We start from the raw sequence: 13,258 nt of genomic DNA, 5'->3' as shown, positions 1-13,258 counted from the left end.
AAATCGCCTGCATCGGGACCGCTCTCAGCGTTCCTTGCCCGTGCTGGTTCCGGCCATCAGAAAGCGCAGCGGCGGCACAGGCTTTTGGCTGGACACAAGGCCGACACGACGAAACAGCGCCTCGAGCTTGTCGGAAGCCACGCCCTGGACGATGGGGATGAGGTTGGACAGGCTGGCGAAGGCGTAAGCCGCAGCCGAGCCCAGCCCCCGCTCGGCCTTGACGTCAAGGAAATTACGCAGCCGATATTTGTCGCGCACGTGCCGTTCATGCCGCCGCAGCACCGCCTTCGAGCCTTCCGGCAGGCTGTCGATCGCCAGCAGCGCCAGATCCGCATCGGCCAAACGCTTCAAGTCCTGGGTCTTGTGGCGGCCGCTCAGGGAATCGGCGCGGACGATGGCGCCGTAGCCGCAGGAGCGAATGACCTTGAACCGCGCCCCGCATGCGACCGCGCGGGCGTAGAGTTCATAGTCCTCGCCCAGCCGCAGGCTCTCGTCGTAGCTCAACCCATAGCGGTCGAGGAAGGCACGGCTGATCACCGGCTTCAAAAAGCCCAGTTCGCCCCTCTGCACGCGGCGCCTGGAGATGTTGCCTTCGACGAAACGCTCGAAATCGAGGAATTCCGGATCGGCGGCAAATTGCGGCGCGACGATTTTCGTCGCGTCGCCTGTCGCATCATCCCTGATCAGCATGATGTTGTCGGCGGCGAAATCCCAATCGGCGCCGGCAAACAAGTTGCGAAACCGGCCTTCGAGGAAGAAATCGTCGGCATCGAGAATGCTGATGAACGGCGATTTCGAGCCGGCGATGGCTGCGTTGCGGGCAAAGGAGGGGCCGCGATTGACATCGAGGCGCATCACGGAGAGCCGCCCGCTGCCATCATCGGCGGATCGTGCGACACCGGCGGTGTCGTCGGTGGAGGCATCGTCGACGACCACGACCTCCGCCACTTCCGGTTCGCGCAATGCGGATGCGATGGCGACGGCGATTGTCGCTGCGGCGTTTTTTGCCGCGATGATCACGCAGACCTCGGATTTCGTCATCGACATGGATTTGCCTCTCGTACAGGTAATATCGATTTGCCCTCGCCCCGTACTCGTTCGATGCACTACAGAATTGCCATCAGCATCCAATTTACCTTCAGCGACTCGCCGGCCGCTCGAAGATGCGGCGGCTGATATCGGCGGACGCCGCCCAGCCTGCTTCGGCCAGATAGCGGACCGGCGCGCGGCCGCACAGTTCCCAAAGCACCGTTCGCCGCTGCGGCCACCGCAGCGACGGCAGCCACGGCGCGATGACCATGCTGAGCAGATCCTCATTGCCGATGCGCGGCAGGATCCTGGTCGCGCGCTGCGACAGCAGCGTGCCGGCACCGCCGAGTAGCACGTCGGCGGCGCGCAGGCCAAGCAGCAGCGTGTCGTCCAGACCTTGCGCGGTAGCGGCATCGAGCAAACGCTGCTGATCCGCCTCGTCGAGGCGGCCGGCGCTGGCGCCGATATCACAGACGTATCCGGCGCAGGGTTCCCGGTTGAAAAGTGCCTTGGCGACGCTGATGCAGGACAAAAGCAATGTATCGGCCACCGAGGTGAACGGCACCGTCGCACCGGCGATTTCGACCTGTCGCTTGCGCCGCAGGAACCCGTCCGCGTCGCGCGGGCTTGGCGAGCCGGGCTGCTGGAGGCGGTAGTGGAGATCGACGGTGGACGACCTCGGCCCGTCGTCCCGGGTCATGTGCTGTTCGCCGAGGAAGCGGACCCACCAGACGGAGCTCGACTTGCCTGATACCTCATAGCCGATCTTGCGAAGCGCATCACGCGCCCTGAAAAATCCGAGCGGCGAAACCAGGATGTCGACATCGCCCGAGGGCTTCATAAAATGGTCGTCGTAGAGAAGTTGCTGCTGGAACGGACCCTTCAGAAAAACGAAATCGATCTCGCTGGCGCGCAGCACGTCCTGGATCGCCATCGAATCCATGATGCAGGACGCGTTCATCGAAACCGTTTTCCTGCGGTAGGTGTCGAGCCATTGGAAAAGCTTAGTTGGCCTCTGAAGCGCGGGTGCGCGCGAAAGCGCCTTGAGGACAAAGACGGCGACCTTGTTCAGCCTGGCAATCTCGGCAATTTTTTCACCGTCAAGATGGCGCATCGAAACGTCGCCCGCGCCCGGGCCGGCGAAAAACAATCGCAGGCAAGCCTGCACATAGGCCACCTCGCCGGCACAGCCGGCGGCGCGCAATCGTTCGTATGAGCCATCCGGCAAGGCCATTTAGCGCACAGTCTCCCAAGAAAGCGTTTCGCGCCGACACTTATGCTGCAAGTGCGAAGCAAGCATCACCAAAAACCTCGATGCCGTAAAGCCTTTCCTTCTGCAGTGCGAATTTTTGCCACCAAAGCGTCTATCGAGGTGGCATCGGAAAGCAGTGAAAACCGCGGTTGAAATGTCCCTTGCCACGTCGGCTTAGGCAATCTCCGGACGATTTCTCAAATGGAAATTCTTTTCATTAGAGAGGCCTAAATATAGGCACAACGCAAACGGCTTATGCAAGCAAATCAAATGCTTAAAGAATCAGCACAGGCGCGATCGTCGTGCACAAGGAATCGGCTAAAAAATGACAAGTTTTAGGCATGCCGCTCATGTGACGACGCCAGCAACCGTAATTGATTAACAGAAAGTAAAACAGTCTTGACTCATAAATGCTGCCGTGCAGCTATTGCATTGCAGCATAAAAGTGCTGACGGCACTCGACAGGCCGTTTCCAGTCCTAAATCGGAGAGTAAAATGGAACAGAATGTTGAAAAGCATGAATATGAAACGCCAAGCCTGACGGTCCATGGTTCGATTGAGACCATCACCCAGGGCGGCGGCGGCAGCACGGCGATCGACGCATCGTTCCCCGCGCATACGCCGATTGGCGACCTGACGTTCTCCTGAGACTTACAGCCGATTCCAGAGTGACATGTTGGGACTCTGGATTCAAAAGCAGACGTAAGAGGGGTCGGGGGGCCAGCCTCCCGATTTCTCCTGCGCCACCTGGAGATGTCGCAGCGTTTTGTCAGCGAGGTTTGGGGATGAACGGGGAGCTATCCGACCGTGATCTGGGCGACCACGATAGCGTGTGCGCGACCAAGGATGCCGTGGCTTGCGAGTTCGGAGATGGCTTGGCGCTGCTCAATCTCAAATCCAATGTCTACTACAGCCTGAATGGCGTCGGCGCCTTCATCTGGGATTTGATCCAGGAACCCCGGTCGATCGGCGACATCCGCAGCGCCGTGCTTGCGCGCTACAATGTCGACCCGGCGCGCTGCCAGGCCGATGTCGACGCATTGCTGAAGGGCCTGGCCGATAATGGGCTTGCGAGACGGCATCATGAGGCACTTGTCTAAGCCGGTCCAGCACAAGTCCCTGGTTTCACGGGCCCTGGTTTCGCGGGCCTTGTCTTCGCGGGCCACGGCTTTACGGCAGGAACCGGCGAGAGAAACAAACGTCAAGCAGACGAAGCGCGGAGGAAGCCGGCGCGGGCTGGTCAGGATTTTCTCCCTGAGTGGCTCGGAAATGATCTTCCTTGGCTATTGCCTGCTGGTGGTGGCGACAGTTCGGCTGGGGCTGACGCTGTTGTCCTACAATCGTGTACGCAGCCTGGTGACGCGCCTCGACGCGCGGCAGTGCGCCTCAATGGGCGAACTGCGGCGTGTCGCCTGGGGCGTTGCCGCCGCGGCCCGTTTCGTCCCTTACGCCACGTGCCTGACCCAGGCGCTCTCCGGCCAGTATATTCTCGCCGGCCAAGGCAATGAATCGACGATACGCATCGGCATCGAACGTGGCACAGGCGAGCAGTTGAAAGCACATGCCTGGCTGGTCAGCGACAACCATATCGTGCTTGGCGGATCGATCGACGGCTTCGCCCATCTCGTCGACCACGGCAGCCGATGAGCGGCGTCGCCGGAATCCTGTTGCGCGGAGCAAACGCACCGGCGGTCGCGGCGGCCGACATTCAGCAAATGCTGGCGCGCATGCGCCATCGTGGTCCTGACGGCAGTTCTTGGTGGCTGGACACCAGCATCGCCCTTGGCCACGCCTGGCTCAACACATCGGATGAAGTCGGTCCGGGCCCTTTGACGATGGCTGGGGGCCGGCTCGCCATCACCGCCGATTGCCGGCTGGACAACCGTGACGAGTTGCTGGCCAGGCTCGGTATCCGCGACCAGTCGGTAGCCGACGCGATCGTGCTGATGCGGGCCTATCTGCGCTGGGGCGAAGCCTGCCCGGAGCATCTGCAAGGCGATTTCGCCTTCGCCATCTGGGATGACGAGCGGCAATCGCTGTTTTGCGCGCGCGATCATTTTGGCGTCAAGCCGTTCTACTACCACGCGGCGGACCGGCGTTTTGCCTTTGCGTCGGAGATCGGTCCGATCCTGGGCGTCGAGGGTATCCGCGCACGTGTCAGCGAGCGCCAGATCTCCGGCTTCCTGGCCGGGCTTCCCGACGACCCGCAGTCGACCCCCTACAGCGATATATTCAGCCTGCCGGCCCGCCACAGCCTAACCGTCACCGCGCAACAAGTGATGCTGCGCCGATACTGGCAGATCGAGCCGTCGGCACGGCCCTTGCGGTCCGATGCATCGGAGGAATTCGCCCATCTGTTCTCGCAATCGGTGCGCAACCGCATGCGTGGGACCTCGGCGGTCGGGGCAATGCTGAGCGGCGGCCTCGATTCCTCGTCTATCGCCTGTGTCGCCGGCCTGCAGAATGCCGCCGCGCGCAAGCCGAAGCTGCCAACCTTCTCGCTGATTTTCGAGAAGGGCTCGCCGATGGACGAGCGGCCCTTCATCGATGCCGTTCTCGACCAGCAGAAGGTCGACGCGACGCTGATCCCGGTTGGCAACTATGCCCCATTCGCCGAATTCGAGCGCGTGCTGGAAGAACAGGAAGGAACGTTCCTGGCGCCGGGCCTGACGCTCACCCGCGGCATCTACCGGACTGCCGGCGCCAAGGGCATCAAGGTGCTGCTGGACGGCCATGGTGGCGACGAGGTCGTTTCACAAGGCCACGGCCACCTGCACGAGCTTGCGAATGGCGGCCGATGGATGGATCTGTGGCGCGAGGTCCGCAGCGCATCCAACACCTATGGCGACAGCACGCTTGGCCTTTATCTCCAGTTCCTGACCCTCTACGGGCCGGCCTGGCGCATCGCCAGGCTGAGGCATATGGCCAACCGTGCCCTGAACAAGATCCGCAAGCCCGCGCAAGTGTCGCGCGCACGAAGCTGGCGCGACCTGATCAATCCGGACCTGGCCAAGCGCACCGAGCTTGTCGACCGGTTTCACCGGGCCGGCTACATGCCGCCCGGCGTCCAGGCCAGCGATGCCTTGAGCCATCGCTGGATCCTGTCGAACGGCTATGTCCCGCATGCTTTCGAGGTTCTCGACAAGGCCGCCGCCAATTTCGGGGTCGAGCCGCGCTACCCCTTCTGGGACAAGCCGCTGGTCGAGTTCTGCCTGGCGTTGCCGGGCGAGGAGAAGCTGAGCCACGGTTTTGGCCGCTATGTGCTGCGCCGCGCCATGCAAGGCGTATTGCCGGAGGCGGTGCAGTGGCGGCGCGACAAGATCGACTTCACTGCCAATCTCGTCAATGGCATGCTGCGCAACCATCGCGACCTCCTGGAACAGCTGCTGGTCTCGGATGCGAACCGCATCGCGCCTTACGTCAATCTGCCGCAAGTGAGTGCCGCCTATGCGCGGCTGCTGCGCCAGCCCGATCAGGCAGCCCCCCTGGATGTCCAGTATGTCTGGCGCTCGGCCTCGCTGTCGCTCTGGCTGCGGCAGTTCCAGCATGGCGGGAGCCCCGCATGATGCCGCGCAACGAGCCGCTCGCTCTATGCAATGATGATGCCTTTTCGCATGGCCGGGCCATGCGAGAACGCCGCTTCTACCGGGCCTACGGCCTGACCATCGCGTCGGAGGTGACGTTGCCCGAACTGCAGCCGGCGGCGCCGGGGGCGGCGGATGTCGTGATTGCCGTCGGCGCGATCGACCTGCCAAAGCCCTCGCCCGAAGCCGCGACCGACTTTCGCTTCGAGCCGGACCGGCAATATCTGGCGTGGCATGCCGTGGGCGCGTTCCTGATCACCGATTCCAGCCGTATCGACATCGAACCGGCGCCCGGCGTCGACGACGCGCTGCTCGCGTTTCCGCTGCTTGGTCCGGTCATGGCGCTGCTCTTGCACCGGCGCGGCCTGCTTGTCCTGCATGCCAGTGCCATCGCCGCCGCCGGCACGAGCGCCATCTTCATGGGTGACAAGGGAGCCGGCAAGTCGACGACCGCAAGTGCGATGATCCGGGCCGGGCATCGACTGCTTACCGATGACGTGGTGGCGCTGGACCTCGCCAATCCGAGTGAGCCAATGACCGTTCCGGGCTTTCCGCAGATCAAGCTGGCGGCCGACGCCGCGGCGGCGATCTCGCTTGGGGAAGCGGAAGTGCGGCCGCAAGTGCATGCGGCGATCGACAAGATGCAGCATCGCCTGAACGGTAGCTTTTCGGGCGACGAGGTGCCGGCGACCAGGATCTATATCCTCGAGCGCGGCGAAAGGGCTGACATCACGCCCTTGCCCGCCATTGCCGCCCTGCCGGCCATCATCAAATTCTCCTATGTGACGCGCTTCGGCCGCGCGGCCCTGCCCGGCGACTTCGCGACGGCGCATCTTCGGCAATGTTCATGGATTGCCAACCATATCGGCGTGTACCGGCTGGAAGTCCCGACGGGCCTGGACAGGATCGGCGAAGCCGTGGAACTGATCGAAAAGGATCTGTCGGCTGGCAGCCGGCGGTTGTGAGCGCAACCATGTCGAAGCCCCCAATCCTTCGCCTGTCGCTGTTTCGAGAAATTGCCGCCTTCGGCGCCACCATTGCCCGGATCGGCGGCCGGCGAACGTGGACGGCGCTGTTCTTCCTCATCCTCGGCAGCCTGACCGAGGGCATTTCGATCCTGCTGCTCGTGCCGCTGCTGCATCTGGTCGGACGTGCCGACCAGGATTTCGCTGTTCGGCTGCCCAATGATGATTTCGTGCGCTGGCTGGTGCCTGATGGCACGCTGCAACTGACGACCGTGCTTTGCGCGCTGGTCGGGCTTGTTGCGGCGCAGGCGGCGTTCAATCGCTTCAAGTCGGTCTACATGGCCAAATTGCTGTTCGATTTCATCAATCGCGTTCGCATGAACCTGTTCGAAAGCATCGGCAAGGCGCGCTGGGGCGTTTTTACACGCATGCGCAGTTCCGATCTCGATCATGCCCTGACCGGCGACATCGACCGCGTCCAGGGCGCGGCTTTCGCACTGCTGATGCTGGTGCAGATCGCCGTTCTTCTGGCCGGCTATCTCCTGGTTTCCGTGTTTATCTCGCCGGTCATGACGCTGTTTGCCGTGGTCATCGGCATCCTGATGTTCGTGGCGCTGCGGCCCTTCCGGGCACGGGCCACTGCCTTCGGCCGTGTGCTGACCGCCAATCGCCAGGACCAGTACCGGACGGTCTCGGAATTTCTCGGCGGCATCAAGGTGGCCAAGAGCCTGAACGTCGAGGACAGCTATTTCGCGCAGCTGCGGTCGACGCTTGAGAGGATGAAGGCCGACAACATCGACTATGTGCGCAACAGCACCATCGGCACTGCTGTATTCCAGGTGGCGAGCGTCGTGGGCCTGAGCCTGTTCATCTATGTGGCTTTGGTCCGCTTCAACCTGTCGCTGGCCGAGATCGTCGTCCTGCTCCTGGTCTTCATGCGTATCGCGCCGCGCTTCATGGACATGCAGACGCAGGCCCAGCAAGTGCTGATCAACCTGCCCGCCTTTACGGCAATGCGCAGCCTGCAGGCACGTTTCGACGCCGAACGCGAACCCGGCCATACCGAGTTCGCCGACGCCGGGACACTCTCCCTCAATACGGGATTGAATATTCGCGGCGTGTCCTTCGCCTACGGAGATACTGTCGACAAGGCGGTGGTGAGCGGCATCACCTTCGGCCTGCCGGCCGGCAAGGTCACCGCCCTGATCGGCCCGTCCGGATCGGGCAAGAGCACGATCGCCGACATGCTGCTTGGCCTGCTGGAGCCCACCACTGGCAAGATGCTTGTCGATGGCGTCGAGATCGATGCCAGCAATCGCCGTCGCTGGCGCGACCAGGTGGCCTATGTGCCGCAGGACGTGTTCCTCCTGCACGACACGATCGCGGCGAACCTGCGCCTCGCCGCGCCACGGGCCAGCGATGGCGATCTGTGGGCCGCGCTGCGTCAGGCGCACGCCGGCGAGTTTGTCGAACGGCTCGACCTCAGGCTCGAGACGGTGGTCGGCGATCGCGGCGTGCGGCTCTCGGGCGGCGAACGTCAGCGCATCGCGCTCGCGCGCGCGCTGCTGCGCAAGCCGTCGCTGCTCATCCTCGACGAGGCGACCAGCGCGCTCGACTGGCAGAACCAGTCGCTGATCGCCAGGTCGATCGACGGATTACGCGGTACGATGACGATCCTGACCATCGCGCACCGGCCGTCGATGATCGCCTTCGCCGACTGGGTGGTGGCGATGGAAAACGGCCGTATCGTCGAGGTCGGCCAATATCAGCGGCTGAAGGAAAAAACCGGCAGCCGGTTGTCGAGGATGCTGTCGGGGGAACAGTCGGAGAGCGAACCCGCTGATGTGGCGTGAGCCGGCGACCAGGACGCGTCGCGCCGAGACGGATTCACGCGGCGCTTTGGTCCCTTTGTCTCGAAGGATGTCGTTGCCGCCAAACCGGCCACGTTTGAGCAGTCTGCATCAATGCAGGCCGCGCCTGGCACCGCCGAGCTTCTCGCTTTCGGCGACCTCGGGTGCGTTCAGTTTGCGCTCGGCGTCACGAGCTATGTCGGCAGGCGTCGGCGCGCTCCTGGCGATCATGGTGTAGATGAGCACGAAATAGCCGGCCTGAATGGTCACGGCGCAGATGATGACACGCACCAATATCGTGCCTATCGACGCACCGCCCAGCCAGGACCAGCCGACGACGATCGCCAGAGCGAAAATCATCCCGAGGATGAATTTTGGAAGTGCCATACCCAACAGCCCATAAACCGGCTCGGGTATTATCGCGATTGCCCCACCCGAGCGCCGTCCCTTGTCATGTGGGCTTGTTAAGGTCGCCCACTCTCGACCGGTTGCTTCCGGCCTTTTCCACCTGTCGTCACCGTGACAGGTATAATTTGCAATTCTATTAAGGCGAGCAATAGGCGGCAAGGGCAACTTCGGTTATTTTTGATCGAGCTTTTGCGATCGACTCTGCCATGTTGCAATGCACGCAACGGGAGCTAGGCCGATATCCTCTCGTCGATATTTTTCAGTAAAATGGCCAATATTAAGTAGTATTTTATATGGTTTCGACCAAGCATCACGGCATGATGAAGCACTAGTTTGTACCTCGCCTTGGCAAATAGGTAGGTCCGCCTAAAAACCGCCCCACAAAGGCCTCTATTTTTTCGGCTGTGCCCATTTATTGTCACAAATGTGCTAAATATGCCGAAATTTGTGCATGGCAAGCTTATTATTTAGTCATTTCATGACGTGACTATTTCAACGGGGTGGTAAATTGTGTGTTGCGCTGCAACATTTTTTTGGTATCGTGTGGTGAACCATTCGTTCAACGCATGGAGTTTACGGCATGAGGGACGTTGCCAAGTCGGCCACCGCGAGCTTTTCGCAGGCTGACATCGATTTTCCGCCGCCGATCGGCGGCCTGCTCAAACGCAGCTTCGATATCACCGGTTCACTGATTGGCTTGATCGCCCTCAGCCCGCTATTTGTTATGATAGCGCTGCTCGTCAAGTTTTCCGACGGCGGCTCGATTTTCTACGGCCACAGGCGAATCGGGCGGGGCGGACGGATTTTTCCGTGCCTGAAGTTCCGCACCATGGTTCCGGACGGCGACAAGGTGCTGGCAGCCTATCTCGCCACCAACCCGGACGCCAACGCGGAATGGATCGCGACCCGCAAGCTGAAGAACGACCCGCGCGTCACCCGCGTTGGAGCAGTGCTGAGGAAACTCAGCCTCGATGAGTTGCCGCAGATCATCAACATCCTGCAGGGCGATATGAGCCTTGTCGGTCCGCGTCCGGTTGTGCGCGACGAACTAGAGATCTATGGCACATCCGCCGTCTACTATCTGAAATCGCGTCCGGGCCTGACCGGCCTGTGGCAGGTCAGCGGCCGCAACGATGTGTCCTATGACAGCCGCGTCGCCTTCGACCGTCACTATGTCGAGAACTGGTCGCTGTTCGAGGACGTTCGCATCATCATCAAGACCGTCCCGGCCGTCTGGATGTCGCGCGGTTCTTACTGACCGGCCGGTGGCCAATGCCAGACATTGGCGTCGGCCATTCGACGCAAGCTCATCGGGCGATGGGGCTATAGCGGATCGGAACGTTGAGTTGAAAACAGATTTGTTCGAAACCTTTCGCAGCGGCCCGGATTCCGGCCGGCTGCGGCGGGCGCGTTTGCTGGCCACATGCCTTGCCATGGCCCTCGTCGTCCCGCACATCGCCGCCGCCGGCGACTATCGCCTCGGCTCGCAGGACAAGCTCACCATCCGCGTCGCCGAATGGCAGACCGTGGAAGGCACATTCCGTGACTGGTCGGCGGTGAATGGCGAGTACACGGTCGGTCCATCCGGCACGCTGTCGGTGCCGTTCGCCGGCGAACTGCCGGCCTCCGGCAAGACCACGTCCGAAATCGCGGCGGCGATCGGCGAGGCTTTGCAGAAAAAGCTCGCTTTGTCAGACAGGCCGGAAGCCTCGGTCGAGATGGCGCAGTTCCGGCCATTCTACATTTCGGGCGAAGTCCAGAACCCCGGCCAGTTTCCTTATGTGCCCGACCTGACGGTGTTGAAGGCCATCAGCGTCGCCGGAGGCATCCGGCGAAACGCCGACTACGGCCCCCAGCTCGGCAAGGACCTGGTCACCGCCAAGGGCATGTTCGACATCTCCGACGACCAGCGCATCCGACTGATCGTAAGGCGCGCCCGCATCGATGCGGATATGGCCGGAAAGGCGAGTTTCGACGTGCCGAAGGAGGTCGAGGGCGATCCGAGACTGCCAGCCATCGTGGCGGACGAGATGACGATCCTGACAGCGGACCAAAAGGCGCTGAAGCTGAAGCTTGAAGCGCTCGACGATCTCAAAGGGGTTTTGGAATCCGAGATCGAATCGCTGCAGAAGAAGATCGTCAACCAGCAGCAGCAGGTCGACTTGGCGCAGCAGCAGCTCGCCAGCATCGGCCCGCTGGCGCAGAAAGGCCTGATCGCCAACGCCCGACTGCTGGATTCGCGCCAGTCGGTTGCCGACCTGCAGGGCAAGATCCTGGACTACGAAACCGCCATCCTCACCGCCAAGCAGGCGATCAGCAAGGCGAAGCAGGATGCTATCGATGCCCAGAACACCTTGAGTTCAAGTCTCGCCACTGACCGGCAGCAGACCGAAGCCGACCTGAACGAGGCCGCGTTGAAGGTGAACATGCAGAAAGGCCTGATAGCCCAGGCCAGCGATCCCGCGATGGCGGCCGCTATGACAAATGATCAGCAGCCGACCCTGCTCTATTCGCTGGTGCGCAATGTCGACGGCAAGACCACCGAAATAGCCGCCAAGGAAGAAACCCCGGTGCTGCCCGGCGATGTGATCAAGATCAAGCTGGCGCCGCTGGCCAGCCAGTAGACCGACTTCCAACACGATCCAGTGTTTCGAGCCAGAGCCTCACCCGACAAACCGGGATGAGGCTCTGGCTCAGTTGTTTGAACCCCTGCGGAAACTATAATAGCCGTCTCGGGATCGAGGCTTCCCGTCCGAGCACATGCTTGCTCAAAAAGGAAGACCGCCCCCTTCAGCCCGCGAGATGATAATTTATGAGGGACCGGCGCCCGCCGGATGGCCGGCATACCGAGGCCAGTCAGTCTCGCCCCCGGCCGCGTCAGCCGGCTCCAGAGCCGGCGACCGCCGCCTGCGGGTAACAGGCAGCCGCGCCAGCTTGAAGAAGCTGAAATACATCAGGAAAGAACCCATGATGTAGGGGTTGAGTATCTCGACCTCGACGAAGGAGCGGATCAGCAGCAGGACCATCACGCCGAAAAGGATCACCGAGTCCGCCTGCCATGCCTTGAAGATCACCGCCGAGACGTGGCCGTAGAGCGTGCGCAGCATGATCAGCGACACCAGCGTCGCTCCGACGAAGCCGAGTTCGACGAGGGCCTCGATATAGGTGTTGTGGAAGTGGAAGCCGGTGCGGGTGGTGATGTAGAATTCGTTCCACAGCCGCTCGGCTTCAGCGAAACCCTGCACCCAATAGGCGGCATAGCCGACGCCGAGAATCGGCGATTTCTGGACCGTGTTCCAGCCTTGCTCCCACAGATAGGTTCGCCCGGTGAGCGTCGAATCCTTGCCGAAGAGGCCGAGGACGAAGTCCATCAACCCGAGATTCAAGGCGACGAAGGCCGTCACGACCAGCAGGCCGGCGCCGATCAGGAAGATGACCCGGCGATAGCGTCGTGACAGAAGTTTGCTCATCGCAAGAAGCGCCACCAGCGCCAGAACCGCGGGTATCGAGGCCATCGAGGTGGCGGAATGCGAGGCGACCAGGACATAGGCCGACAGCAGCACGACGGGCACCGCCAGGATGAAGCTCAGCCGGCCGCGCCTGTAGAACGCAAGGAAGACGACGCAGAAATAGATGCCGAGCGAGCCGACAAAGCCGATCTGGTTCTTGGAGGCGAAGGCGCCGACGAAGTTGACGGTGCCGTCGAGGACATCCTCGGAATAGTTCCCGACCTTCAGCGAATAGATGAGGACGACAAATATCCCGATCAGCGCCCCTATGGTCAGCGTGCGCACGCTGACGGTGCGCGCAGCTACGTAGGCGCAGGCAATATGGGAAAAATACTGGACCGACGTCCTTGCGGTGACGCCGGGAGCCTGCGACCAGAAAACCGAGAAGCAGACATAGGCAGCAAACAGCAGCGGCAGCCAGGCGCTGGACAGATGCCTCACAAACCGCCGGTAGTCGACCAGGACGAGCGGGAGCCAGACCGCATAGTAGGCCAGGATCAATATCTGGCCGAAGATGACCGAATAAGAAAACGCCCAGATCGAAACGGCTACGGCAAAGGCGCCATAGACCGAATTCTTCTCGGGATCGATCAGCAGGGACTTTGGAATCTTCATCTCAGAGTCCCGCCGACACGACCCAGGGCCGGCAAGCCATGAGCCG

12 protein-coding genes are annotated in these 13,258 nt (G+C 61.8%); 8 read left to right on the top strand and 4 right to left on the bottom strand.

Features of this window, described 5'->3' with window-relative positions; genetic code table 11:
- Positions 1-24: 24 nt before the first annotated feature.
- Entirely contained in the window at positions 25-1,047 is a 1,023-nt protein-coding gene (locus tag LB519_RS01455) for a glycosyltransferase family 2 protein (protein WP_224618420.1), read from the bottom strand.
- Positions 1,048-1,138: 91 nt separating this feature from the next.
- Positions 1,139-2,263, bottom strand: coding sequence for a nucleotidyltransferase family protein (locus LB519_RS01450; protein WP_013528113.1), 1,125 nt, complete (start codon positions 2,261-2,263; stop codon positions 1,139-1,141).
- A gap of 513 nt (positions 2,264-2,776) precedes the next feature.
- On the opposite strand from LB519_RS01450, the gene LB519_RS01445 reads away from it, so the two are divergent.
- From LB519_RS01445 to LB519_RS01420, 6 genes are all read left to right on the top strand, one after another.
- On the top strand, positions 2,777-2,929 hold the full coding sequence (locus LB519_RS01445; RefSeq protein WP_010913078.1) for a lasso peptide: 153 nt from the start codon (positions 2,777-2,779) through the stop codon (positions 2,927-2,929).
- Positions 2,930-3,066: 137 nt separating this feature from the next.
- Entirely contained in the window at positions 3,067-3,381 is a 315-nt protein-coding gene (locus LB519_RS01440; protein ID WP_013528114.1) for a PqqD family protein, read from the top strand.
- Positions 3,382-3,550: 169 nt separating this feature from the next.
- Entirely contained in the window at positions 3,551-3,928 is a 378-nt protein-coding gene (locus LB519_RS01435) for a lasso peptide biosynthesis B2 protein (RefSeq protein WP_224618418.1), read from the top strand.
- Positions 3,925-5,847, top strand: a complete 1,923-nt coding sequence (locus LB519_RS01430; RefSeq protein WP_127367918.1) for a lasso peptide isopeptide bond-forming cyclase — start codon at positions 3,925-3,927, stop codon at positions 5,845-5,847. Before LB519_RS01435 ends, LB519_RS01430 begins: the two co-directional genes overlap by 4 nt.
- A complete protein-coding gene (locus tag LB519_RS01425) occupies positions 5,844-6,830 on the top strand; it encodes a serine kinase (protein ID WP_127367917.1) in 987 nt (328 codons plus the stop codon). The genes LB519_RS01430 and LB519_RS01425 overlap by 4 nt, the downstream gene beginning before the upstream one ends.
- Before the next feature lie 8 nt (positions 6,831-6,838).
- Positions 6,839-8,683, top strand: coding sequence for an ABC transporter ATP-binding protein (locus tag LB519_RS01420; protein WP_127367916.1), 1,845 nt, complete (start codon positions 6,839-6,841; stop codon positions 8,681-8,683).
- Between the two features lie 108 nt (positions 8,684-8,791).
- On the opposite strand, the gene LB519_RS01415 is transcribed toward LB519_RS01420, so the two are convergent.
- Positions 8,792-9,067: an exopolysaccharide production repressor ExoX protein gene (locus LB519_RS01415; RefSeq protein ID WP_013528119.1), complete on the bottom strand. Its 276-nt coding sequence runs from the start codon at positions 9,065-9,067 to the stop codon at positions 8,792-8,794.
- A 601-nt stretch (positions 9,068-9,668) separates the two neighbouring features.
- Here LB519_RS01415 and LB519_RS01410 point away from each other — a divergent pair.
- On the top strand, positions 9,669-10,346 hold the full coding sequence (locus LB519_RS01410; RefSeq protein WP_013528120.1) for a sugar transferase: 678 nt from the start codon (positions 9,669-9,671) through the stop codon (positions 10,344-10,346).
- Between the two features lie 100 nt (positions 10,347-10,446).
- A complete protein-coding gene (locus LB519_RS01405; protein WP_224618708.1) occupies positions 10,447-11,712 on the top strand; it encodes a polysaccharide biosynthesis/export family protein in 1,266 nt (421 codons plus the stop codon).
- Positions 11,713-11,898: 186 nt separating this feature from the next.
- On the opposite strand, the gene LB519_RS01400 is transcribed toward LB519_RS01405, so the two are convergent.
- Positions 11,899-13,212 (bottom strand): O-antigen ligase family protein, encoded by a 1,314-nt coding sequence (locus LB519_RS01400; RefSeq protein ID WP_013528122.1) that lies wholly within the window; start codon positions 13,210-13,212, stop codon positions 11,899-11,901.
- Between the last annotated feature and the right edge of the window lie 46 nt (positions 13,213-13,258).

Source organism: Mesorhizobium sp. AD1-1 (genome assembly GCF_020164655.1).
Taxonomy (GTDB): Bacteria; Pseudomonadota; Alphaproteobacteria; order Rhizobiales; family Rhizobiaceae; genus Mesorhizobium; species Mesorhizobium ciceri.
Note: the sequence above shows the minus strand (reverse complement) of the source record. Positions and strands in the feature narration are given on the sequence as shown.